The organism is Mesorhizobium sp. M0633 (genome assembly GCF_040320645.1).
Lineage (GTDB): Bacteria > Pseudomonadota > Alphaproteobacteria > Rhizobiales > Rhizobiaceae > Mesorhizobium.
The window spans coordinates 25083-49878 of the sequence record NZ_JAMYQC010000042.1; the positions used below are offsets into that span (position 1 = coordinate 25083).

The 24796-nt window shown below is 58.4% G+C and carries 22 protein-coding genes and 2 pseudogenes; 14 read left to right on the forward strand and 10 right to left on the reverse strand.

The genetic code is table 11. The features are described 5' to 3' along the window. The 4 genes from NKI47_RS30330 to NKI47_RS30345 form a co-directional block, all read right to left on the reverse strand. Entirely contained in the window at positions 1–666 is a 666-nt protein-coding gene (locus NKI47_RS30330; protein WP_352594757.1) for a hypothetical protein, read from the reverse strand. Further along, positions 650–2083 carry a hypothetical protein gene (locus tag NKI47_RS30335; RefSeq protein WP_352594759.1) on the reverse strand — a complete coding sequence of 478 codons (1434 nt, stop codon included), beginning with the start codon at positions 2081–2083 and terminating at the stop codon, positions 650–652. The genes NKI47_RS30330 and NKI47_RS30335 overlap by 17 nt, the downstream gene beginning before the upstream one ends. A gap of 407 nt (positions 2084–2490) precedes the next feature. After that, the gene (locus tag NKI47_RS30340) at positions 2491–3189 is read right to left on the reverse strand and encodes a thermonuclease family protein (RefSeq protein WP_352547772.1); all 699 of its coding nucleotides are present in this window, start codon (positions 3187–3189) and stop codon (positions 2491–2493) included. Positions 3190–3312: 123 nt separating this feature from the next. Beyond that, positions 3313–3792, reverse strand: coding sequence for a hypothetical protein (locus tag NKI47_RS30345; RefSeq protein WP_352594761.1), 480 nt, complete (start codon positions 3790–3792; stop codon positions 3313–3315). Positions 3793–4492: 700 nt separating this feature from the next. Here NKI47_RS30345 and NKI47_RS30350 point away from each other — a divergent pair. After that, positions 4493–4770: pseudogene (locus tag NKI47_RS30350) on the forward strand (integrase core domain-containing protein); the annotation flags it as partial. A gap of 124 nt (positions 4771–4894) precedes the next feature. On the opposite strand, the gene gmd reads toward NKI47_RS30350, so the two are convergent. From gmd to NKI47_RS30365, 3 genes and pseudogenes are all read right to left on the reverse strand, one after another. Further along, complete coding sequence (gene gmd, locus NKI47_RS30355) at positions 4895–5965, reverse strand: GDP-mannose 4,6-dehydratase (protein WP_023718702.1); 1071 nt, start codon at positions 5963–5965, stop codon at positions 4895–4897. A 140-nt stretch (positions 5966–6105) separates the two neighbouring features. Then, positions 6106–6422, reverse strand: a pseudogene (locus NKI47_RS30360) (nodulation factor ABC transporter ATP-binding protein NodI); the annotation flags it as partial. A gap of 439 nt (positions 6423–6861) precedes the next feature. Then, positions 6862–7266, reverse strand: a complete 405-nt coding sequence (locus NKI47_RS30365) for a hypothetical protein (RefSeq protein WP_352479097.1) — start codon at positions 7264–7266, stop codon at positions 6862–6864. Between the two features lie 247 nt (positions 7267–7513). On the opposite strand from NKI47_RS30365, the gene NKI47_RS30370 reads away from it, so the two are divergent. The 7 genes from NKI47_RS30370 to NKI47_RS30400 all read left to right on the forward strand — a co-directional run bounded on the left by NKI47_RS30370 (position 7514) and on the right by NKI47_RS30400 (position 14688). Then, a complete protein-coding gene (locus NKI47_RS30370) occupies positions 7514–7669 on the forward strand; it encodes a hypothetical protein (RefSeq protein WP_352483792.1) in 156 nt (51 codons plus the stop codon). A 393-nt stretch (positions 7670–8062) separates the two neighbouring features. Then, complete coding sequence (locus tag NKI47_RS30375; protein ID WP_352547767.1) at positions 8063–9052, forward strand: nodulation protein NodZ; 990 nt, start codon at positions 8063–8065, stop codon at positions 9050–9052. Positions 9053–9204: 152 nt separating this feature from the next. Continuing rightward, a complete protein-coding gene (locus tag NKI47_RS30380) occupies positions 9205–9366 on the forward strand; it encodes a hypothetical protein (RefSeq protein ID WP_352479197.1) in 162 nt (53 codons plus the stop codon). A gap of 55 nt (positions 9367–9421) precedes the next feature. Beyond that, positions 9422–10837 (forward strand): mannose-1-phosphate guanylyltransferase/mannose-6-phosphate isomerase, encoded by a 1416-nt coding sequence (locus tag NKI47_RS30385; RefSeq protein WP_352594764.1) that lies wholly within the window; start codon positions 9422–9424, stop codon positions 10835–10837. Positions 10838–11503: 666 nt separating this feature from the next. Beyond that, a complete protein-coding gene (locus NKI47_RS30390) occupies positions 11504–11677 on the forward strand; it encodes a hypothetical protein (RefSeq protein ID WP_352479198.1) in 174 nt (57 codons plus the stop codon). Between the two features lie 347 nt (positions 11678–12024). Then, positions 12025–12483 (forward strand): (2Fe-2S)-binding protein, encoded by a 459-nt coding sequence (locus tag NKI47_RS30395; protein ID WP_352467057.1) that lies wholly within the window; start codon positions 12025–12027, stop codon positions 12481–12483. A 3-nt stretch (positions 12484–12486) separates the two neighbouring features. Beyond that, positions 12487–14688, forward strand: coding sequence for a xanthine dehydrogenase family protein molybdopterin-binding subunit (locus NKI47_RS30400; protein ID WP_352594766.1), 2202 nt, complete (start codon positions 12487–12489; stop codon positions 14686–14688). A 706-nt stretch (positions 14689–15394) separates the two neighbouring features. Here NKI47_RS30400 and NKI47_RS30405 read toward each other — a convergent pair. The 3 genes from NKI47_RS30405 to NKI47_RS30415 form a co-directional block, all read right to left on the reverse strand. After that, positions 15395–16585, reverse strand: a complete 1191-nt coding sequence (locus tag NKI47_RS30405) for a tyrosine-type recombinase/integrase (protein ID WP_352594768.1) — start codon at positions 16583–16585, stop codon at positions 15395–15397. After that, positions 16585–16836 (reverse strand): helix-turn-helix domain-containing protein, encoded by a 252-nt coding sequence (locus tag NKI47_RS30410; RefSeq protein WP_352594770.1) that lies wholly within the window; start codon positions 16834–16836, stop codon positions 16585–16587. The genes NKI47_RS30405 and NKI47_RS30410 overlap by 1 nt, the downstream gene beginning before the upstream one ends. Positions 16837–16901: 65 nt before the next feature. Beyond that, positions 16902–17153, reverse strand: a complete 252-nt coding sequence (locus NKI47_RS30415) for a hypothetical protein (RefSeq protein ID WP_352594772.1) — start codon at positions 17151–17153, stop codon at positions 16902–16904. Between the two features lie 788 nt (positions 17154–17941). On the opposite strand from NKI47_RS30415, the gene NKI47_RS30420 reads away from it, so the two are divergent. From NKI47_RS30420 to NKI47_RS30445, 6 genes are all read left to right on the forward strand, one after another. Continuing rightward, entirely contained in the window at positions 17942–18904 is a 963-nt protein-coding gene (locus NKI47_RS30420) for a LysR family transcriptional regulator (RefSeq protein WP_352594774.1), read from the forward strand. Positions 18905–19100: 196 nt separating this feature from the next. Then, complete coding sequence (locus tag NKI47_RS30425; protein WP_352594776.1) at positions 19101–20114, forward strand: amino acid ABC transporter substrate-binding protein; 1014 nt, start codon at positions 19101–19103, stop codon at positions 20112–20114. Positions 20115–20184: 70 nt separating this feature from the next. Next, positions 20185–21372 (forward strand): amino acid ABC transporter permease, encoded by a 1188-nt coding sequence (locus NKI47_RS30430; RefSeq protein WP_352594778.1) that lies wholly within the window; start codon positions 20185–20187, stop codon positions 21370–21372. Positions 21373–21375: 3 nt separating this feature from the next. Further along, positions 21376–22515 carry an amino acid ABC transporter permease gene (locus tag NKI47_RS30435; RefSeq protein ID WP_352594780.1) on the forward strand — a complete coding sequence of 380 codons (1140 nt, stop codon included), beginning with the start codon at positions 21376–21378 and terminating at the stop codon, positions 22513–22515. 63 nt (positions 22516–22578) lie between these two features. Continuing rightward, the gene (locus NKI47_RS30440; RefSeq protein ID WP_352594781.1) at positions 22579–23307 is read left to right on the forward strand and encodes an amino acid ABC transporter ATP-binding protein; all 729 of its coding nucleotides are present in this window, start codon (positions 22579–22581) and stop codon (positions 23305–23307) included. Between the two features lie 62 nt (positions 23308–23369). Next, positions 23370–24602: a MalY/PatB family protein gene (locus NKI47_RS30445; protein WP_352594783.1), complete on the forward strand. Its 1233-nt coding sequence runs from the start codon at positions 23370–23372 to the stop codon at positions 24600–24602. The last annotated feature ends 194 nt before the right edge of the window (positions 24603–24796 follow it).

A 24796-nucleotide genomic window follows, 5' to 3' on the forward strand; every position in this document is an offset into this window, starting at 1 on the left:
TCACCCAAATGTGCGACCATCCAGCCACGCACACTTTGTTGCCAGATCAACAGCCGACGAATCATTGAGACCGATCAGCTGGAGCGTTTGAACGGCAGCGCCGGGTCCGATGGGAGGCGAGCTCGGGGCAGATCGAGTCGCCAACGAAACGTTCACTTCGACGCCGTTTACACTTCGGCGAGAATAGCACCAAGCCCGGTCCCAGGTTTCGTCGTTCTCATCCTTGAAGTGGTGGCCCGAGATAAGCTCCCAGGTGCTGCCTTGGAATTCTACATTCTTGGTGGCGAACTTGTTGAAGTCGACCGTCACCACGTCAGGCTTGGCAGGCACATCAGCCCGTGGCGTTTCTTCCGGCGCAGGCTTTGGAGTTGGAATCGGAATAGGTGCGGGATCATCGTTGGGGACTGTGCGCGCGCTCGGCTGCTCCACCCTCGGCAACATCACTGGCTCGGGGACGTTCTTATCCCAGAGACCAAGCTTGATGCCCAGCCCAATCCCGACTGCCGCCACTGCGATGGCCCCGCCTGTCGCCATTCGGCGAATGGCGGTCGCTCGAGCTGTTTTCTCTTGAGCCGCGGCTTGAGCTTGCAGGGTCGGAATTGCCGACCTCTTGACGGCGAGATCGACGGCTTGTTCAAGCAGCGTGGTGTTATGCCTGACGAGCACTTTTGCGGTCCTTCATTGATACCGTCACGAGATCAGCGACCTCAGGCGGCAAATCTTGGTCCAGGGCTTTTCGAAGAACTTCGGGGTCGTCGGTGAAGAGCGGAACGTAAAGGATCTCTTTGACGATTTTTTCGACAGGCACCTCTACCCTCTTCTCAACCTCTTTCTCTACCGTAACTTCGACCGGTACCTCGACCGTTCGAACCCGCCGCCAGCGCCAACTCAAAAGCATTCTGCGAAGCAGTGTGGAAAACTTGCTCTTCGAATTATCCTCTTCTCGGGCGGCAATTCGCTGGAGAGCGAGTGCCACCATTGCCGTGATTGGTCCCGCGAGTGCGGCGATGAGCGCGAGGGACCCAAACCAAATTACAGAGATTTTTCCCGCTTGCGCTTCGGTGACTAACTCCGGTTTGCTCCCGTACCATCGTGAGGCAATACGCCGGACCTGATCGGTTCGCGCCATGGGGATCCGCTCCTTCTCCAAACCGCTGAGTTCCTTGGCAATCAGGTCTTGTCTGACCTGGTTTTGGGCCGAGATGTTTGCCTTGTTGGCCTCAGCGGCCTGCGCTTCTGCGAGCCGTTTGCCAGCGTCATCCAATCGGCGCTGCCAAGCCCCGGCATCACTGTCGCGCGTCTGTTCCAACGTCGAGCGTCTATCCATAAGTTTTTGCCTCTGGTCGGCAGTCATAGGAGGGCTGCTTGCCCGCAAACGATCGAAACCTGCACGCAGGGCGGCGACCTCTTGGTCGAGCGGCTCTATCTGAGTGTCGAACTTGGCTATAATTTTAGTGCGTGGATTAGCAAGTTTCGCCACTTCTGATTCTAGCCGGCGTGCCGAGTCGCTATCGCCGGAATCGCGCGCCATCTTGATACGTTCAACAAAGCTGTCGCGTTGACGCTCGAACTGATCAACGGCTTCCTTTGCTTCGCCGTCGCGCTGCTGAATCAACGCCAATCGAACCGCGCTTTTTTCCTCCACTTGGTCGCGAACGCGCGACGCTTCTGGAGTAAGGGCGGTCGTTCCCTCCAATTCAGCATTGACCTCGGCAATCTGCGACTGAAAGGTCGCCCGGGATTTTTCCGCAAGAGACGCAAGCTGCTCAATTTCGGAACGCGCTTGTTCGACCTGATCGGATTTTCGGCCAAGTTCGTCGGCCGAGGCCAGCTTCATAGCCTCCTGGTCCAGCGCGTCGATTTTGTTTACGAGTTCCTCGTAACGCAGTTGGCGCAGAGCACCCGCTCGCTCCATTCCCATAAACACCGTCTCAAAGGTTATGCCTGCCAGAACGAGGAGGAAGACCAAGATTATGGGCTTCCAGAGCCAAGACGCGCTGAAAAGCAGTGTAGCTATCGGTATCTTGGTGAGCTCCGCGATTGCCACCATGAGAAAGGGTGCACTGGCGAGCGTCAAATCCATTGCAGTGACAGACTCGCTTGCAGAAAACGCTTGTACGCCTAATGCTACACCTGTCGTAAGACCAATCGCTGCGGCCGCAATCTCTAGGGCCCAGGCACCACGGTAGGTCCACTGGCCATAGCTTGCCAGCTTTTGACTTCATCACAGTCTGCATTTTACTCGCCCCCCCGACAGGGCAACATCACGCCTTGATCGCCTGCCAGCATACACTTAACGGTTTTGAAAGTCTTAGTTAAGGCGTCTTCTCTCTATTGTCGCAATAACTTTTTCTGCCCTTCAGATATAGAATATAGAATACCTCGTCAAAAAATGGGGTTAGCAGACCGCGTCGCCCATGCATGGTCTTCGTTGGATCGGTGTAAGCGGAAAGCCGAACAGGCCGTAGCGCTTACTCCGTTACATTTCAGCTAGCAGAGTGTTTCGCATGGGATCCCATCCTTGTCGCGATCGAGTTTTCCGCCCCATGAGCAGTTTTGCAGGTACCAGTTGGCTTCGTCGCAGGAACCGATCTGCTTGCACGTTCTCCGCGGCTCGCAAGAATAGCCGCTCTGCGCGACCAGCTTACGGCTGATGATGCCCAGCGGGCGAGTCGATGGCGCCGCGCCGTCGGCGTGCGCAGCGCGCCATTCCCAGGGTGCCTGAAACGTCCCGGCCCACAGGCCGATCTTTGAGGCTTGGGCTTGCGCCTGCTGCCCCGCATAGGCGCCCTGGCTGTAGTGAGGCCAATCCAGCGCCTGGCCGTGCTCGACCATCCAGGCGGCCACGCCCGCGCCGTCGGCGCGCCGACAATCGCCGACAAAGCGGTGGTAGCGGTCCCACGTTACGAATGTGCATTCGAGCGGCCTCGACGCGGCCAGGAATGTGTACAGCGCTTCGGCCGATCGCCGGCCGCAAGGATACTCGGCGCCATTCGCATCGCGGCACAGCTGCCGGCTCTCTGGCGCGTCGATGCCGTTGAAACGGACGCGCTGGCCGTGGATTTCGATCGTATCGCCGTCAATGACGGAAGCGACACCGGTAAGCGAGGCGGGCGCCGCCCTTCGTGGGCTGGCCTTTGATGCATCGTCGCTACGTTGCGCGCCCGACGGCGCCAGGAAGGCGGCCACCGCCGCCGCTGCCGTAAGACCGAGCATTGCCGGCACGCTCGCAAGTTGGGGCCGCCACAGCTTGGCACCGGTGGGTCTCTGCCACCGATTGGATCGATATTTGCGGTATGGCCTGCTCATCCGCTACGCCGACCAGCCCGGCCATGCGCTGTCGACCATGGGCAGGCCGGCGCAATAGTAATCGTCAAGGAACCGCCCGGTGGACCGGTCGCGGCAGCGCCAGATAACGCTGTAGTTCTGGCCATAGAATTGGTCCCACGCGACGCCATAGGTTTGTGGTGGCGGTGGCCGGTAATATGTTCCGCCTCCATAGCCGTTGTTGGCAGCGACACCCACGACTGCGCCGCCGACAGCCGCGATCGCTATGCCTGTCGCGACAGCATTGTCGGTTTGCACAAGCCTGGTGCACTTCTCTGCTGTTGCGCCCCTGCGCACTAGAAGGGCCGCTACCCTGCTACGATACTGTTCGTCCGTGCTGCTGGCGAGAACGTGACATAGCGCAACGGTATTCATTGCCGTGAGATCGCTGTCCGACACGACAGTGCTCGTAGAGCAGCCGCTGACGCACAGGGCTGCACTTGCGATGAGTGCTCCAATTTTCATGTGAATTCCCCCAAACAAATATTGGGGCGAGTCCGACTTAGAAGTCCAGAGTTTTGTTTTTCACATCGCTACGATTCACAGCATGCTGCGGCTAGCTGGCATCCACTGCAACCAACTCTTCCGCCGGTCGTTGACTGATGCTGGGTTGATCTCAGCCACTCCAGAACTTGCCCGCTGGCTCAAAACCGGCGGGCTTTTTTTCCGCGACGCCGGAAGGCTCTATCTGGCCGCATGTTGTGGTACATCGGCACGCCGTCATCGGGCCGTGCCGTTGACCAAGGTGGTCCCTCCGCCATGGCGGCGCAGCCTTGACCGTCCGCGCGGGCCATCCCAATCAAGCCCGCTGGCTTCGGTCGGCGGCTTTTTATTTGATCCCCGGCGCCGTCGGCTTGGATCTAGATCCTCGCCAGTGCCGGATTTGAAGGTAAGCTGCGGCACTTCGTGCGGGACGGACCATTGGTGTGCAGCAAGAGCGCCGAGTTCATTCGGCCAAGATTCTGCACTAGGCCGAGGTAGGTGAAGGCAGATAGCTATCGGGTAATCGCTGAGATATTGGAGATAATGTTCCCCCATGGAGGTGTGTACCAGTATTATAAGTTTCCAAACTTCATGTACGAACGCCGTGGACGAGCTGCTGTGTGCGCTTGCCGTAAATCGCTTCCGCGAGTTCACAGTCGGAGGTTGGCTAGGACCCTAACGCGAGAGCTTCAACGGCCCCCTTCGCGATGAACTCCTCAACGAGACGCGGTTCACGTCCCTGGCCCAGGCCCGCGCGAGGCTCAATGTATGGCGCGCCGATTACAACGGCGCGCGTCCGCACTCGCACATCGGATGGCAGACACCCAACGAATGTGCATCGACCTTCAACCCGCGACGGTCGCTCGCGCTGCGCAACGTGAAACGCTCCGCGCCAGCACCCGTCGCGTCCACTGGCCATCAGGGCAAATCCACCCCGGAAACGAACTCAAGACTGGATAAAATTTGGGGGAAACGTCAGGGCGGCCATAACTTTGCAGTCTTCAGACGCGAGGCGGCCTACAACAGCGCTGCCCACCATGCTTGTGGCCCGGGACCCACACGGCTTTTCCCTTCAGATCGTACACTATGCTTCCTTCATGATTACCGATGTCTGCATGACCTTGAGGTCTTCCCGCACCATTTCCGCGGCGAGCTCGCGCACGGATGTCTCATGCACCCAGCCAAGCTTCTCCTTCGCCTTGGTGGCATCGCCCAGGAGAAGATCGACTTCCGTGGGGCGGAAGTAGCGTGGGTCTACCTGGACTAGGCATCTGCCGGTCTCGACATCATAGCCCTTTTCGTCGACTCCCTCACCACGCCATTCGAGCTCGACGCCGACATCTTCGAAAACCCATTCGACGAATTGGCGCACAGGGGTCGTCTTGCCCGTCGCCAGCACGTAATCATCCGGTTGATCCTGCTGCATCATCATCCACATACCACGCACGTACTCACGCGCATGGCCCCAATCGCGTTGAGCATCGAGATTGCCGAGATAAAGCTTGTCCTGCTTGCCGAGGTAGATAGCAGCGGCGGCGCGGGTGATCTTGCGCGTCACAAAAGTTTCGCCGCGCAGTGGGCTTTCATGATTGAAGAGAATGCCGTTGGAAGCATGGATACCATAGGCCTCGCGATAGTTGACCACGATCCAGTAGGCGTAGAGCTTGGCGGCGGCGTAAGGGCTGCGCGGATAAAAGGGCGTTGTTTCGTTCTGCGGTACGGATTGCACGAGGCCGTAGAGCTCTGAAGTCGAGGCCTGATAGAAGCGGGTCTTGTCCTTCAGACCGAGGAGGCGGATCGCCTCAAGAAGTCGCAATGTTCCGATACCGTCGGCGTTTGCTGTGTATTCCGGCGTTTCGAACGACACCTGGACATGGCTCTGAGCGGCCAAGTTGTAAATCTCGTCTGGCTGGGATTCCTGAACTACTCGGATGAGATTAGTCGCATCAGTGAGGTCACCGTAATGCAAAATTAGGCGCGGATCGGGATCGTGCGGGTCTTGGTAGATGTCTTCGATGCGACCCGTGTTGAAGGAAGAGGAACGTCGCTTGATCCCATGAACGACGTAGCCTTTTTCCAGCAGAAGACGGGTAAGATAGGCACCATCCTGTCCCGTTATGCCCGTAACCAGAGCAACTTTCCTGTTCTCGCCCATTTTCTTCCTGCTCTATGGTAGTTGAAGTTTCGAATCTGGCTCGCACACCGCCAGCAAACTGCGGCCCGCCCCATACCCTATGGTAGGATTTCGACAGATGCGGCGCGGAGCTCGTCATTGACAGTGTCAGCCAGCGAGCACACCTGCTCCTGCTTCGAGGCATAGCAAAACAGAGTCTCGCCGCTAACCTGCCTAAGTCGCGCATGCGGCCTGAGTGCCGAACTCAGCTCACGGGGTGAGCGACATAGATTTCAATCACGTCGCACCCGATTTGCTCATCAATCAGCGAGTTAGGACGCCCTTCTGGGATTCTACATCCGTTCTCAAGCACGCACAGTCGGTTGCCCAGCCGCTCCGCTTCTTCCACGAAGTGGGTGGCCAGTGGAATCGTATTGCCCTGCGCCAACAGGGCACGTAGCAGTTCCCAGATAAAATGGCGAGCATGTGGGTCCAACCCACACTAGAACTCCACCATCCCTCTTTTGCGCTGACCAAGTAATCTTTGCCTGCTTCAGCGTCTTCTACTGGAAATTGTTTTGATCAGTGAAATCGATTGTTTGGATGAGGTGCATCCATAAAATGGATTGTTTGACAGGGCAGCGCGGCACCATCGGCGGCACAAAGTCGTGGGCGCGAGGTTTCGCTCCGCGCGAAGACAAAGTTCGTGGCAGTCGGGGGCTTTGGGCGAACCGCACATCTGAGACGGCGGCGAAAAGCCGGGTAGGGCATTACGTATTGACCCCCAAGGAATTTCGGGCGCGCTAGCCCGAAAACGGTGGCTGGGCTTCAACGATGGGCGGGACGAGGCGACCATCAAACTGTGATTCATACTGTAGGCGATCGCAGTGCGGCGAATTTGAACGGCCGCCTTTGCCAGCCCTCGCCATCGCATCCGGCTACAGGTGCCGAAGATCTTCTCGATCCGAGTACAAATTCTGTGGATCGGTTGGTTCCAGGCGTCGAGCTTTCGGCCTCGTCGCGCCCCCACATAGCGGTTGCGACGATGCGCGGCCTTCCACCCTTGGCGCGCACCGCGTCGCCGAGATGATTGCCTCGGTAGGCGCTGTCGGCAAACACTTCGCCGGGATTGTCGGGCAGAGCATCAGGAACGGCGTTGCCGTCCTCGGTGTGGGCGCCGTGACGGCGATCTCCTCGACAAGGGCCGTATCGGCGTAGGCACCGAAATGGGCTTTGAAGCAATGAAACGCTGGTCGGCGCTTGTACTTGACCCAATGGCCCTCTTCATCATCTTCGCTGGCCGAGGCGATGATCGCCGCATCGACAGGCGTGCCGATCTTCACCTGGATCGCTGAACTGGCGGGTGATCTCGGCGAACAACAGGGTCATGAACCTCAAGGGCCTGTCGAAAACGGACGAGAGCGGGTTCGCACAGGTGTCCGCTCTGACACCGAGAACCCGCAGAACCGTCGGAACGATCCTCCACATGGCTGCAGACGCCAAAATTCCTCTCCCGGCCATCGTCGCACAGCATCGCGTGCCAGTCGCTCAGTCCAGCCGGCTCGAAAGCTATCCGGCAGGAGTTGCGCCATGTTGGCGCACTTGAAAGCGTCAGAGGGCGCCGTGTCGCATCTTTCGATGGGACCGGACGCCATGATGGCCATAAATGACGTGGATGGCCTGCGCCTGACATTCGACGGCTGGCGGGTCCTGCACATCCGTCCTTCAGGAAACGCCCGCAAATGACATGTTACGTTGAGGCAGTTAAGAATTGGACTTGAAAAAGGGACTTTGTGGACTGCCTCGACCGGCTGTTTCGCTTAGCAAAGCGCGGCCCCACGTCAGCAGAGGCTCATGGTCAAGGAACGCCTTAGTATCCATCACATGGATGGGCCACATTCACGCAATCAATTTTACACATGTCGCGTGGCGCATTAGAGAACGCTGAATTTAAACCGGAAGCGAGTGTACCCGGCGTCAAGATTTGCGAGCGTCACAGAGATAAGGATAGGCAGTGCTGAGGAGCTCTTCTGCCCCACGCGCAGCCTCTACCAAATCGCCCGGCGTAACGGTCGACTAGTATCGATTAAGAGATCCCAAGTCAGATGCAACCTCGTCTCTGAAACGAGATTTCCGAAAATGCAGGTCAGTGGATTGGTAAAGCGCAGGTTCGTCGTCTCTCAGAGGCGTACGGGGTTCGGTGATTGTCTGTGGTCGCTGGCGGCCGCTTGGCGCTACGCTCAGCGGTCGGGACGAACGCTAGCCGTCGACTGGCGCGGGTCCTGCTATCTCGACCAACCCTTCACAAATGCCTTTCCGGTGTTTTTCCAACCGATCAATGACATCGCTGGCGTACCGGCTATTTGCGACGACCGGATCAACGACTTTTCCTTCCCGGGTCCATTCTTCCCGGAGTGGTGGAATAGGCCAGCGATCGACTGCCTTTACCGCCCAGATGAGCAGATTTTCCAAGAGCGCGACGAGTTGGGCGAGCTCTTTCAGGCCGAACACGATGTCGAAGCGAACACAGTAGTGTGTGACGCTTGCTTGATGTGGCGCTGCGATGAGGATGCCGAGCGGCAGATCTTCCAGAGTGTCAAGCCTCGGTCTGAAATTCAAACACGCATAGATGCCATTTACCAAGAATGTTTTGAGGGGCACAGCATCATCGGGGTTCATGTTCGACATGGTAACGGTGAAGACATCATGGACCATGCGCCCTACTGGGCCGATCCGGAGTTCGCCGTTCGACAAGTGTGCACTGCGGTTGATAAGGCTAAAGCGTTGCCGCACCCCAAGCCTGTGCGGCTGTTCTTGTGCACGGACAGCGCGCAAATCCTGGATCATCTGTCGGCCAAGTTTCCCGATCTTCTCACCGTCCCCAAGCATTTCCGATCCGATCAAGACGGCCCCTTACACACTGCAGCACTTGGGATGGACGGCGCAATTTCCGCCCTCGTTGAGATGTATCTTCTCGGGCGCTGCGATACTGTAGTTCGGTTTCCTCCGACGAGCGCCTTTACACGATATGCACGCCTTTTCGTACCGCGGGTAATTGAGTTCGATCTGAAGGACCCAAGTCGTTTGATTTTGATAGAAGGCAGCCAAAGAATCTCTCATCTTGATTAAGACCGCTACCTGGGCAATTCGGCAAATGGAACGAACAGGCATAGAGACATCGACCGCAATCCACGAGAGGCGGGCCATGGCATACGCTAAATGTCCCGCAGCTGCTCAGCTTGATCCGCAGGCTTGAGGATCCGGACACACTGCAGCAGTTCTTGGCTCCATTCGGGACTGTTGCCGACGTCGATGAAACCAACGGCCTTAGGGCACGAATACAGAATGACGAGATCATTCATCTGCGGCCGTCCGGCAACGCGCCAGAACTTCGCTGTTACTCGGAGCGCCGCAAGACCATCCTAGAGCGACGGCGGTCGTGACGCTGACGCTAAGGGCGCGGGCAATGACGTCCAGAGACGAAATCGAGGTTGTTTAATGAAAGTGGTTCCCGTCATCATCAGCGGTGGAGCCGGATCGCGGCTATGGCCCGCTTCGAGGCAATCGCACCCCAAACCTTTCCTTAAAGTAGCAGATGGACATTCTCTCATTCAGCACACTGCGCTGCGCGTCGGTTCGATAAAGGGCGTAGTGGAACTCGTCGCCGTGACATCTGGGGAACACCTCTTCCTTACCAAGGACGAGTTCGACGAACTAGATTCCGTGGTCCTGCCACGCACCTTTCTGCTCGAGCCTGAAGGCCGGGATACGGCCGCAGCCGTTGCGGCAGCCGCCATCCATGCCAAGGCAACGCAAGGTCCTGACGCGATTCTATGCGTCTTCCCAGCCGATCACATGGTTGGCAACCTGCCTGCATTTTTAGACGTCATGTGCCGGGCCATCGAACATGCGAAGCTCGGGCGGATCGCCACATTGGGCATCACCCCAACCAGACCGGACACGGCATTCGGCTATATCGAAGCGGATGGTGAGAAAGTCGTCCGTTTCGTTGAAAAACCGGATCTGGACACAGCCAAAGCCTATGTCGCGTCCAAGCGCTTCTTCTGGAACGCCGGCATTTTCTGCTTTAGCGCACAAACCATGCTCGAAGAGATGGCATCGCATTGCCCCGCGGTGATCCAGGCCGCCTCCGACAGCTACGAGAACGGGCGCTTCAGTCAAGGCGAAGGCTTTGCCAAAATCGAACTCGCGCCTGAGCATTTCGGCTCCGCCCCGCGAATCTCGCTCGACCACGCTGTCATGGAGAAGACGAACAAACTTGCCGTGGTTGCCTGCGACATGGATTGGAACGACATCGGATCCTGGAACGCAATGGCCGATTTGATCGCCCCCGACGAAAGCGGGAACAGGATACGCGGCGATGTGCATATGGTCGACACGACCGGCAGCTATGTGAGCTCCGACAAGCGCGTCATCGGCACGGTCGGTGTCAGCGATCTGGTGATCGTCGATTCCCCGGACGCTTTGCTTGTCGCATCCCGCGACCGCGTTCAGGACGTCAAGAAGCTGTTCGAGGGCCTCAAGGCTTCAGGACATGAAGCTCACCTGGTCCATAGCACGGTACACCGGCCGTGGGGTACCTACACGGTTCTTGAGGAAGGCGAGCGCTTCAAGATCAAACGCATCGAGGTGAAGCCCGGTCGGCGGCTGAGCCTGCAGATGCACTATCATCGTTCGGAGCACTGGGTCGTGGTCAGCGGCTCCGCGAAAATCGTCAATGGCGAGCAGGAGTTGTTCCTGGCGACAAACCAATCAGCCTACATCCCCTGCGGCCATAAGCATCGGCTGGAGAACCCAGGCAGAATTGACCTGGTGATCATTGAAGTGCAGAGCGGCGATTATCTCGGCGAGGATGATATCGTTCGCTTCGACGACGTATATGGTCGAACGTAGATTTCACCCGCATGACGAGAACGGTCAACGTGTCGCTGACTAATTACGACTAGGAAGGCCGTCTGCCCACTCAGGACCGGATGCTTGTGGAATCGGGAATTGACCAAGGCAGCGGCGAATGACCGCAATCGGCATCAGGGTGGGACAAATCAACCGGAAAAGACCGGAGAGCTTAGTAACGCAACACAGTCCCACTGTCGAATAGCCTTTGATATTTCTGACTTTCCAAGCACCCTCAGGGCCCACCAAAATTATATCAATGGCTTATGGCCGACTTCGCTCTGAAGTGGGCCAAATCGACCTCGCTATCCCCGCAGCACTCAGTTCGATTGTTTTCGCATGAAAACGAGCAAGGACCGGGGGAGGGCGATCTTGTGGTGGCTTCTATGTCCAATCTTGCTCCTGTTCGTCGTCAGGTTGTGTGCAGCCACATAGCGCGGCTATCGCGAGGCTGGAAGGCCTCCGATCGATAGGTGCGGCGAACGGCGGCAACGAGGTGCGAATAGGATGGCTGAGCGTATGATCGAGAATACCGCAGTTGCGGTCTAGCGCGAAATGCAGCGTCTGTGACTCATCGGTCATTGCAGCGGGAAATCATGACCCTAAGCCGCCCTTCATCAGCCCACCAGCGCCCAGAAGAAGGCGAAGATCCGTCACAATGCCTACCTGTACCAAGGCTTCAAGCAGTTCACCGCGAATGTGAAGACCGCCAGCCATTGCTTCTTCATTTTCGGCCATTCGCTCGCTACGAATGACGACCACATCCTTAACCGCATAGCGCGTGGCAAGTTTCTGGCATCTATGGTGAACCAGCATCCGCGGATAACCAGCGGATCATGAACCACGCGAACGAGCTAGCGGTGCAGCGCAACGAAAAACCGCCGCTTGATGTCGTCTTTTATGATGCTGCTACAGTTCATGTCTGGGGTTTAGGCTTAGAAGCGGAATGACTGCCAACCAGGTCATCGAGCCGGAAACTGACCGGCCGGTCGGCCCAAAAATGACATTCAGTTGCCTCCAGCCTTTCGACACGAGCCACTTCACGATCTCGCGATTGCCAGCTAGCGGCTTGTTGCTCGAGCTGCGCGATCCTAGTCTGTGGTCGCTATGCCTCAGCAAGAAGAGTCCGGTTCCTAGCCGGGCGGAGGCGCAACGAGATAGCCAGCTCAGGACAAGGAGAGCAAGCCATGGTCGCTTTTACCCTCAATGGCGAGGCGCGAACACTCGACGTCGATCCAGAGATGCCGCTGCTCTGGGCGATCCGTGACGGCATCGGACTCACAGGAACGAAATTCGGTTGCGGCCTTGCCCAGTGCGGCGCTTGCACGGTTCACGTTAACGGCATGCCGACGCGCTCGTGCCAGACCGCAGTCGGCGACATCGAAGGAGCCTCGATCACCACCATTGAGGGCGTGTCGGGCAAGATCGGCGAAACGGTCCAGGCCGTGTGGGCCGAGTTCGACGTACCTCAATGCGGCTATTGCCAGTCTGGCCAGATCATGTCGGCCGTGGCCCTCCTGACAGAGACGCCGAAGCCGACGGACGATGATATTGATTCGGCGATGAGCGGCAATCTCTGCCGCTGCGCCACCTATCATCGCATCCGCGCGGCCATCCACGAGACCGCCAACCGGCTGGAGACTTGAGGCATGTTGCAGTTTCTCCCGAAGCATAATGCCGTGGGGCCCACGCGCCGCCAGTTCCTCCTCGGCACGGCCGTCACCACCGCGGGCCTCGCCGTGGGCTACCGGCTAATGATGGCCGCGCCCGCCAACGCACAAACGACGCCTGCAGCGGTCCAGGCGAATCCCTTCCAAACCTATGTCGAGATCACACCGGAGAACCGAATCGTCATCCACTCGTCGCAGTTCGAGATGGGACAAGGCTCCTATTTCGGCATCGCCACCCTGGTTATGGAAGAGCTCGACGGCGCCTGGGCGCAGGTCCACGTGGTCGGCGGATATGGCAATACCGCGCTCTACGGCAATCTCGCCTGGGGCGGGGCCGCGCAGGGAACCGGTGGCTCCACGTCGATGAGCTCGTCGTGGGAGCGCTACCGCAAGGCGGGTGCTGCCGCACGGGCCATGCTGGTGGCGGCCGCGGCGCAGCGGTGGGACGTGCCAGCCGGCGAGATCACAGTGGCTTCCGGGGTCGTGTCGCACGCCTCAGGGATGCAGGCGCGCTTCGGTGACCTGGCTGAAGCCGCAGCGGGAATGCCGGTTCCCGACGACGTGCCGCTAAAGCCGCGCGACAAGTGGGCCCAGATCGGATCGGACAGCCTCAAGCGCTACGATTCCGCCGGCAAGACCAATGGCGCGCAGACCTACACGATCGACCTCAAGATGGATGGACTCAATACGGCCATTATGATCCATCCGCCGAAGTTCGGCGCTGAGATCGAGAGCTTCGACGCCTCCAAGGCCAAGGCACTCGACGGCATTGTCGATGTCGTCCAGACGCCGCGCGGCATTGCCGTGGTCGGCAGGGACATGTGGACGGCGCTCAAGGGCCGCGATCTCGTGGAGGTGACCTGGAACGAAGAGAAGGCCGAAAGGCGCGGCACGGCCGAGATCATGGCCGAATACAATAAGGCAGCAGACGATCCGGGCGCGGCCACCGCGCGCGACGACGGTAACACTCCCGCAGCGTTGGCCAGTGCTGAGAAAGTCATCCAAGGGCACTACGAATTCCCCTATCTTGTCCATGCTTCGATCGAGCCACTCAACGCGGCCGCCCGAATCAACGAAGACGGCACCATCGACGTCTGGGGCGGACACCAGATGCCCGACCTTTATCAGGCGGCTGCCGCTCAAGTAGGCGGCACCACGCCGGACAAGGTGAGGCTGCACGTGATGAAGACCGGCGGCAGCTTCGGCCGCCGAGCGGTCTCGGACGCAGATCTCATTATCGAAGCTGTTTCCACAGCGCGTGCACTGGGACCCGGCAAGCCAGTGAAGGTGCAGTGGACCCGCGAGAACGACATGCGGGGTGGGCGGTACCGGCCGGCCTATGTGCACGCAGTCAAGGCGGGGCTCGACAAGGAAGGCAATGTCGTCGCTCTCCATGACCACATCGTGGGCCAATCGATCGCGGGCGGTTCGCCCTTTGCGGCGATGATCGAGAACGGCATCGATCCGACCTCCGTGGAGGGCGCCACCAACCTGCCCTATGCGATCCCGAACCTGGAGGTCGAGCTGACCACCACGGACGTGAACATCCCAGTGCTGTGGTGGCGTTCGGTAGGCTCCACCCACACCGCTTACGCAATGGAAACCCTGATTGATGAGCTCGCCGCCGCTGCGAACCGTGATCCGGTCGACTTCCGCTTGTCGATGCTCGGTCACCATTCACGGCATGCCGGCGTGCTGAAATTGGCTGCTGAGAAGGCAGGCTGGGACAAGCCTCTGCCGGAAGGCCATTTCCGCGGCGTGGCCCTGCATGAAAGCCTCTCGACCTATGTCGCCGAGGTGGTGGAGATCACCTTCAACGATGGAAATGATTTCAAAGTCGACCGCGTCGTCTGCGCGGTAGATTGCGGCACCGCGATAAATCCTGACCAGATCCGCGCTCAGATGGAGGGCGGTATCGGCTTCGGGCTAGGCGCGATCCTCCAGGAGGAGCTGACCCTGACGGGCGGTGTCGTAGACCAAGAGAACTACGACACCTATATGCCGCTCAGGATCGAGCAGATGCCGCGCGTCGAGGTGCACATTGTGCCGTCCGACGAGCCGCCCACGGGCGTTGGCGAGCCGGGTGTGCCGCCGATCGGCCCGGCCGTCGCCAACGCGCTACGGGCGGCGACGGGCAAGACGATCCGCAAGCTGCCGATCATAAAGAACTTGTCAGCATAGCCGGGAATGACACCATGAAAACGGCCGGATGAAGATCGCGGTCGTAGGTCGTTTTTGAACGCCTCCTGACAGGCGATCACCTCCATTCGATCAATTTCCGGCGGCTGCCCGGTCCAATATCCGGTTTAGAGACGGTAACCCGTGTTCTGAACGACCGCAGACGGTCGTTGGTGCTGGTAGCACTAAAGAACCGCTTTCGAGACGCAAACGCCGCACGCAAATGTCTCGAAAGGGTCACGCTAGAGACTTTGTACCACCTAGTTGCATGTCTGCTATCGCTTTCTGGGCGCGAGAAGCGGCCGGTCCTCTGACGGCCCCATAACAGGACATTGATGTCTTCGCGCTGAGCGTCAGCAGTTGGCGCTACCGCGACCCTTCTCAGGAAGGCTGCACACCGACGCGATCTTCCTTTCGCCTTGCGCAAACCTCCCTTCCGAGTGAGGCGTTCAGTGCGTCGGCTTGGTGGACTGAGGCACTTCTGAGTGGGACAACAACATTGAAAAACATTGGAAAAGATTTGAATGCTCTGAAGTCCCACTGATCTCTTATCAATTGATTTTTATGGCTTTCTGAATACCCTCCGGGCCCACCATAACCATTAATTTTATTGAGGAAAATACGCCTCGGCCCAAAACGTTTTGGGCCCATTATGGGCCGAAAAAAGGGCGGCCGATATGCCACCCTCCACTTGGTCGGGTTGATTCACTCATTTGATGACGCGCAGGGGTATCCGTTGCTTCATGGCGTCGCGTTTGGCTTCCCGCTCGTTAATGGCGCGGGCGATATCGACAGCCATCCGTCTCTTATTGGCCTCTCGCACATACTCGTCTGTTACCGTCATTGAAGAATGCCCCATCGCCTCCATGATAGCGCGCGCTTGGATGTTGCATTCGGCGAGATACGTGCCGAAGGTACGTCGCAGCCCGTGCAGGGTGTAGCCCTCCGGGATGCCGGCCTGCTTGTTCCAATGTGCCATCATGCCGGTGAGGCTCTTTTCGGAGAACGGACGCCCATAGGCATTCTTCAATACCGTGCCACCCTTAGAGCGATCTAATGGCACTAGAGCTTGCGCCAGCTTGTCCACGACAGGGATGAACATCTCGCGCCCGCCATGACGGTTGCGGTTTTTCTGCTGTCGGAAGTTGAAGGCTTCGATTGTTTCCAAGGAGCCATCGAACAATTCGATCTCCTGGAGGACCAAATCGTCCCATTCCAGTGAGGCGATATCGCCGCGTCGGCTACCGAGCCAGAAACCGAGCGCATAGCAGGTGCGCGGCGCTGAGCCGATTGGATGGTGCGCCTCGAACTTTTCACGAATGGCGATCGGCCAGGCGGGATTGGCAGTCGATTTTGGAATGCGGACGCGGATCGACAGCGAGGGATCGTCCTGCGGTTTGATCCATTTCTCAACGTCGATCGCCACCCACAGAAGCTTCTTGATTGCCACCAGCAGGTGCTTGGCAACCGTCCGGTTGGTGGCAAAGACGCTTTCAATAATCACACGCAGGTGGTCGGCATCGAGATGTTCCACCGGCGTGTTGCGCCAGGTCAGCGGATAGGCAGGATCGACCTGCATCTGAAGGAAGCGCTCAATAAGCCGAGCATTCTTCTGCTGCGTCGCTTCGTCGAAGTCCAGCCATTCCATCGTCGCTTCAAGTCGGCGTGCCGCATGACCAAATGTTTTTGGCAACGCCCGACCGGGCAAGTCAATGATGACAGCGTTTTGACGTTGGCCTTGCGTTGCCTGTTCATAGGCGGCTTCGAACTCAGGATCGCCTGGTCCGCCAGGAAGCCGAATTTCGGGCATTCCTTTGCCGCGATAGCGATAGATGAGCTTTCCGTTCTTGATGCGCGACGAAACGCCGGGGTAGCGGACATCTTTGAATGGCCTGGCCATTAAATCTCCCTTTGAGTTTTCCGCTGCCGTTGCTCCACAGGCGGGCAATCCTCCAGCATTGCCTGAAGCGAAAGGGTCTTGCTTTCCATGGCAACGCGCAGGAGTACCGGGTAAGGGAAGCCTCGACCTTGCTCTATGCCTTCAAAAGTGCGTTTCGGTATTCCCAAGACCTTGGCTGCACTCTCGGCGGTGAATCCTCCCTTCGCCCGCCAGGCTTTCACTTCTCGCGCGAGCTTTTCATTGTCGTTCACGTCATCTCACCCGCTAGGCGATGACCGTACTACGCCTGCAGCGTATACGCAATGTGCGTAGTTGCTTATCTCCTTATCGGCTCTCGTTTGCTCCGCTCCAGTAGTTGTTGGAGACCATTGTCTTTGTCTGGCAGGGCGGAGAAAGCGATATCGAGCGCCACACGATCCCAGATGGCGCGACTGTTGACGTGCTTAGGCCTCGGCATGCGGCCGTCAGCAACCATGTCGTCGAATAGTGTCGATCCGACACCGACATAGCGCGCTGCTTCCTGACGAGAGAGGCCGCGGGGTGGGTACGAAAGCGCGTCACTCTTCATAGACGCGGCCTCGAGAACGTCGGTATCGAAACAGCACAACGATATCAAATCCAGGCGGCTGGCTGCTTCGACAAGCCTCGGTCCCGATAAACGGGGCCATATTGCAGTCGGCACAACAAATCCACATCCCGCACCATCCGGTAATGAAGAGATCGTATTGCCCTAGATACGGGATGTTGCGTGGTGCGGAAGCTACCTCGCCGGCTCGTTCGGGAAAGGCGAGTAGCGACGTGCAAATCGGCAGGGTGAGATGCGGCAGAATGCTCCGGTGCAGATTTCGGGGGTTCAAGTCGCTAGACCGCTACATCGTAAGACCCACTATCGAGGAGGCGCTCTTTAAGTTTTGGCGGCATGCGGCGTGACAGCACTAGCGATCAAGCGCAGAGAGCCCGGAAAGTCGCGGCTCGTGGCAATAATAGATGAGCAGAACAACCAGAATCGGGTGAGTCCAGGGGGCTCGGGTGCGCAAATCTGGCACGAAAGTTCGGGGCATCCGGCGGTTTTTGTCGATTGATTATCGCCAATCAGGCGACCCTGTGCCCTCGCTCGTCCATATTCAGTGGGTACGCTTCGTGGGTCCTTCCACGGATGTTTTTCGGAGCCGATACTCCCTTGAATGACAGGCTATTGCTTGCATCGCTTGAGCAGGTTGGGAGATCAAGTGGATGACGGCCCTCCCTACAGGTCAACGTGGCATTCAATCACCCATTTGTTCGCCATGGCATCGTTCGCGCGTTGGAAGCGATGTTAGCATGCGGGCGAGGCATGATGAAAACGGGGAAGGTCTCATGAGTTTCGATGATATCGATCTCAATTTGCTGAGAGTGTTCGACGTGATGATGCGTGAAAGGAGCGTAACGCGCGCAGCTGCCGAATTGGGAAGAACACAATCAGCTGTAAGTCATTCCCTATCAAAACTTCGGTATTTATTGCAGGACGAATTGTTCACGAGAGACGGGGGCGAAATGCGACCAACCCCTCGGGCAGTGGAGTTGCTGTCAGATATTTCTGCTGCGCTGGCTACGATCCGCGCGTCGATCGACCGGCATCAGATCTTCAATCCAGCAACGACGCGACGCAACTTTCGCGTGGGACTCACTGACTATCACGCCATGATATTCATCCCAGGGCTCATTCGAGAATTTTCGAGGCAAGCGCCTGGCGCGACGCTGAACGTCATTCCCGCAAACGGACCCGAAATCGGTTCATCGGTCTATTTGAGACAAGTCGACTGTGCACTGACGGGAGCGGCAATACGCGGCGACCCAGGTCTCTTGAAGGTGGAGCTTGGCCAGGATCGATTGTTTTGCGCGGTGTGGAGTGGAAGCAAGATCGCCAGGAACGCAATGACACTGCAAACATATTTGGCCAGTTCTCACCTGCAGATTTCCGCAGATGGTCTGGCAGAAGGCCTCGCGGATGCCGCCCTCAAGCAACATGGTCTCCGGCGCAATGTCGTTGCGACCATCTCGAATTATCTGGTGCTGCCCTGGGCGCTTCGCGGCACTGAACTGATTACTCATTGCGGCGATGCAATCCTGCAAATGCTGGACGAGAGGAGTGAGGTGACGTTGGTCCCGCCGCCCCTTCCCGTATCGAATGTGAATGCCTGGCTCATTGTTCACCGCCAGATGGCGAATGACCCGGGTACCAAATGGCTCCGGGAAATAATCATGAGCATCTACAACGAGTCGCGGACCGAGAGAGACGAAGGGTCAACCGTCGGAGCACCGGGGTTGGCTGCACCATAGGTCGCGCGCGCCGTCGCTCATTCGATTAGCCCGCCCCAAGCAAACCAGCCCGATCAGCACTCAAGCTCCCTTTCACCCGAGAGCGAGTGCCTCCTCAATTATGAATGAGGCTCATTTTCGCAATGAGAACAGTCAATTTGACGAATAGTCATACTTGAGGCCACATTCCCTTCAACAAAAACAGGGGAATACCGAAATGAGATCGATGTTCAAGGGCTTTCTTGCCCTCGCTATCGCGTGCACCGCCTCCTCGGCGTGGTCCGCAACCCTCGACAATGTCAAAAAGAATGGAGTGCTCACATGCGGCACGAACTCGGCGACGGCGGGCTTCAGCCTTCCCGACAATGAAGGCAAATGGACCGGATTTGTGGTCGACTACTGTCGCGCGGTTGCCGCCGCCGTGCTCGGGGATGCGCAAATGGTTAAGTTCATCCCATTGACGCCAAAAGACCGCTTCACCGCCTTGCAGTCGGGGGAGATCGACATTCTTGCACACAACGCAACATGGACATCGTCGCGCGATACGTCTCTCGGCATCCTGTTTGCGGGGACGTACTTCTATGACGGCCAGGGATTTATGGTGCGCAAGGCGGACAACATCACATCAGCCAAGGGGCTCGAGGGCGCATCGATTTGCGTCACCCAGGGCACCACGACCGAGTTGAACCTTGCCGACTATTTTCGCTCGCAGTCGATCAAGTACACCACGGTTGGTTTCGCCGACGAGGAAGCTGTCGTGAAGGCTTACGAGGAGGGGCGTTGCGACGTCTTGTCCGCGGACACCTCCACCTTGAACGCGTCGCGGCTTCGCATGGCCAAGCCGGACGACAGCATCGTTCTTCCCGAGCTGATCTCCAAGGAGCCGCTTGGCCCGGCGGTGCGGCAGGGTGACGACCAGTGGTTCAATGTGGCGAAGTGGACGCTCTACGTCATGGTGGCCGCGGAAGAAAACGGGGTCACCTCCAAGAACGTCGATGCCATGAAATCGTCGGATAATCCCAGCATCCGCCGTTTGCTCGGCGTGGAAGGTACCATAGGCAAAGACATCGGGCTCGCCGACAACTGGCCGGTCGAGGTGATCAAGCAGGTTGGCAACTATGGTGAAGTCTTCGATCGCAACATCGGCAAGGATTCACCGCTGAAAATGGAGCGCGGCATGAACGCGCTCTGGAACAAAGGCGGCGTTCAGTACGCTCCGCCGATTCGCTAGGCAAAGCATGGTTGCAAGGCGATGGCGCGTTACCGCCAGCGCCTTGCACAGATCCCGATAGGAACACGCCATGTCCGATTTGTCGCTTCCAGCGCCCTCGCGCAGGAGCCTATCGCAGCACGATACGAAAGTGCGCGGCGTTTTCTACCAGCTCTTGCTCGCAGGTTGCCTGTTGGCTTTGGCCCTGGGCATTGGCATCCAGACCGCATCGAATATGCGGGTCCGGGGGATTCCGCTCTCATTCGATTTTTGGAATGAGGCTGCCGGCTTCGACATCAATCAAACCCTGATACCGTACGATGCACTGTCCACCTACGGTCAGGCGTTCTGGGTGGGAGTGGTCAATACCCTCTACGTCAGCTTACTCGCAATCTTGCTGGCCACCTTGCTTGGCTTCGTCATCGGCGTTGCCCGCCTCTCGCCGAACTGGATCGTTTCGAAGGTGGCGACCGCCTATGTCGAGCTTGTGCGCAATGTCCCGTTATTGCTGCAGCTGCTGTTCTGGTACAACGCCGTCCTCAAGCCGTTGCCTTCCCCGAAGGCGTCCATCGCCATCCCCGGCGGCATCTATCTAAACAATCGCGGCCTCATCATTCCGGAGATCCAGCTGCATCCGGGAGCGGGACTGATGGGCCTGGCATTGGTAGCGGCCATTTCCTGCTGCATTGCATTCTGGTTCCGCGCCAAGAGCGTCCAGAAACGAACTGGCAAGCAGCTGCCGGTATTTTTGATCAGCCTGGCGACCTTGATAGGATTTCCGCTGATCGTGTTCCTGGCGGCTGGCGAGCCGGTCTCGTTTGTCGCGCCGCAGCTGCGGGGTTTCAACTTTCAAGGCGGACATCAACTCTATCCAGAGTTTGCCGCTCTCCTGATCGGTCTGTCGGTCTACACCGGATCCTACATCGCCGAGATCGTCCGGAGTGGAATCCAGGCAGTGCCAAAGGGCCAGAGCGAGGCTGCGTATGCGCTGGGGCTGGCGCCGGGCAAGACGCTTCGCCTGGTCGTTGTTCCGCAGGCGCTGCGTATTATCATCCCGCCTTTGACAAGCCAGTATCTCAATCTCATCAAGAACTCGTCGCTTGCGGTGTTCATCGGCTATCCCGACCTCGTTCAGATCTTTGCCGGGACGGTACTCAACCAGACCGGCGCCGCCGTCCAGGTCATGGCGATCACCTTGTCCGTCTATCTCGTTATCTCCCTTGCCACGTCGTTGGCGATGAACGCGTGTAACCGACATTTTGCGATCGTCGAGAGGTGACGCATGAGCGATCAGTCCATGCATTCGCCAGTTGTCAGCAGCGCGCTCATACCAGCGATGGCGCCCCCCGCTGACGTTTGGCCGGGTCCAGTGACCTGGATGAAAAAGAATCTGTTTTCGACGCCTTCTTCAGGCGCGCTGACAATATGCTTTATCCTCCTCGCCGTGTGGCTGCTGCATCACTTTCTGAGCTTTGCGATCTTCGACGCGGTCTGGAGCGGCGGCCGCGAAGCTTGCCGTGCGAACAGCCAAGGAGCTTGCTGGCCTTTCATTGCCGAGAAGTTCGACTACCTACGATACGGCGCGTACCCGGCTTCCGAGCGGTGGCGCGTTGATCTCGCACAGGCGATCGGCGCCATCCTCATCGTTTGGCTCCTGTGGACGAAGGCTCCGCGGCGCAAAGTGGCGGCGTTGCTATTCTTCCTTGTCTACCCCGTAGCCGCGTTCGTTCTCGTGCGCGGGCTCGCCTGGCTCCATTTGTCTGTCATCGATACGACGCTCTGGGGCGGTCTCTTGATCACGCTGCTGATGTCGATTGTGGGCATCGTCTTCTCGCTTCCGATCGGGGTTATCCTGGCGCTTGGACGCAGGTCCGAACTCCCTTTCGTCAAAGCGGTTTGCGTCACATTCATCGAAGTCGTCCGGGGGGTGCCGTTTATCACGGTATTGTTCATGGCGAACTTCATGATGCCGCTCTTCGTCCCGGACTATCTGACGCCTGATCGTCTCCTGCGCCCGCTCATCGCGATAGCGCTGTTCTCGTCCGCCTATATGGCCGAAGTTGTGAGGGCCGGCCTCCAGGCGATCCCGAAGGGCCAATACGAGGCGGCGAAGGCGCTTGGGATCAGCTACTTCGACATGATGCGCCTGATCGTCCTCCCCCAGGCGTTGACGATCGTCATACCGAGCATCGTCTCCACCTTCATCGGTCTGTTCAAAGACACGACTCTGGTCGCCATCGTCGGCATCGCGGATTTCCTGAAAGCCATCGAAACGGCGCGCGTCGATCCGAACTGGGCAGGCCCGACGATCTCATCAACCGGCTACCTCTTTGCGGGACTGGTCTACTGGGGCTTTTGCTTCGGCATGTCCCGTTACTCGCAATCGATGGAGCGCCAATTGGCGCGTGGCCACAAATCCTAGGACGCGACGATGATGTCTCAATCAATATGCGCAGCGACGAAGGGGACGCCCTACAACAAAGCGATGGCTATCGAGCTGCGTGCTGTCAATAAATGGTTCGGTTCGTTTCATGCGCTCAAGAACGTCAGCCTCTCGGTGCCCCACGGTCAACGCATTGTGATCTGCGGCCCTTCCGGGTCAGGCAAATCGACGATGATCCGATGCATCAACCATCTCGAGCAACATCAGTCAGGCGAGATCATCGTCAGCGGTAAGGCGGTAACCGAGGATCTGCGCAAGATCGACGAGGTCCGCAACAACGTTGGGATGGTTTTTCAACACTTCAATCTGTTTCCCCACCTCACGGTGCTTGAGAATTGCACGCTTGCGCCGGTTTGGGTGAGGAAGATGCCGCGGACGGCAGCTGAGGAATTGGCGCGCCATTATCTGGAGCGCGTCAGAATTGCCGAGAAGGCCGACAGCTACCCAGGGCAGCTGTCGGGTGGCCAGCAGCAACGCGCTGCAATTGCCCGGGCTCTCTGCATGAACCCGAAGATCATGCTCTTCGACGAGCCAACCTCTGCCCTCGATCCGGAGATGGTCAAGGAGGTGCTCGACACGATGGTGTCGCTCGCCGGTGAAGGTATGACGATGCTGTGCGTGACGCATGAAATGGGCTTCGCGCGGGAGGTGGCCGATCGCGTGGTGTTCATGGACCGCGGGGAGATCGTCGAGACCAACACGCCCCATCAGTTCTTCACCAACTCCCGGTCGGAACGGGCGCGGCAGTTTCTGGCGCAGATCCTCAAGTAGGGCCGTCCGCAGAGGCAAAGCGGCCGTGGCCGTGGCAATAGATTTTTTCAGGTGATTATCACATGGCTTGTGCAGACACGCCCGCATCGGCGGTTGGGCAACGAAATATTCCGAGAATTGATTTCGACCAAATCCACGATCGCCAGCAATTCGGATCCGTCAAATGGGCCAACCAGTGGGACGAGTTCTCTCCTCAGGTCGAAGGCCAGGACCTGCTGTCCCTATGGACGGCGGATATGGATTTCCGTGCCCCGGAAACCGTCATCGCGCGGCTGCGCGAGGCCGCGGACCATGGCATCTACGGCTACACACGCCGCGATCCGCGCCACTATGAGATCGTGCAATCGTGGTTCACACGCCGGCACAATTGGTCACCGAAACTGGAGACCCTCCTTCCCGCGCCGGCGATCATGCCGTCTGTGGCTGCGATATTGCGAACCTTCACGAAGCCCGGTGACGGCGTCATTGTGCAGTCGCCCGTGTACTCGCCCTATTTCGAAGTGGTTCAGGGAAACGGGCGGGCTCTGCTCACGAACCAGCTGAGGCTGCAGAACAACAGGTATGAGCTCGATCTGGAGGACTTCGAGAAACTGGCGGCCGGCGGCGCCAAGGCGTTCCTGCTGTGCAATCCTCACAATCCTGCCGGAATGGCCTGGACACGAGAAGAATTGTCGGCGCTGAACGACATTTGTGAGCGCCATGGGATTTTGGTTATATCCGACGACATTCACTGCGACATAAGGTTGTCGGACCGCCCGCACATCGTCTTCTCCTCCATCTCGGACGATGCCGCGGAGAAGTCGTTCATCTGCACCGCTCCGACGAAGACTTTCAACCTCGCCGGGGTGCCTTCGGCAACCATTGCGGTGGCGAGCAAAAAGCGCCGCGAGCAGCTTCTTGCCGCGATGCAGGCCTCATTCATGGTGAATGCAAACTTTTTCGGCCGCCTGGCCCTGGAGGTTGCCTACAGCACCGGCGCGCCCTGGCTCGATCAAGTCACACCCTACATCGCCAGCAACATTGATCTGGTTTGTGACTTCGCCGGCGAATACCTTCCAGGCATTACGCCCATGCGGCCCGACGCATCGTTTCTGGTGTGGTTGGACGCGTGCGCGCTCGATCGTAGAGTGGGTGGAATTCAGAAGTTCTTTGTCGATCAGGCCGGGGTCAATCTGTACGACGGCCGCGTCTATGGGCCTGGCGGTGAAGGCTTCATTCGCCTGAACGTCGGCTGCCCGCGTCCTCTGCTGCGACGAGGGCTGGAGCGCATGTCCAGTGCGCTGGCCTCCTTGTAATCGAGCGGAATCTGGCCGGAGCGCCCCGAATGCGAATAGCCGTCATCAATCCCAATACCAACTCCTCGATGACCAGGGGGATCGTCGCCGCCCCCCCGGCGCCGGGGGGGTGGGGGGCCGAGAGAAATGTGGAAAGGACCACACGGGCGCCAGGACACGAGCGAGCGCCGAGTTTTAGAGGCCCCCCCGGGGCC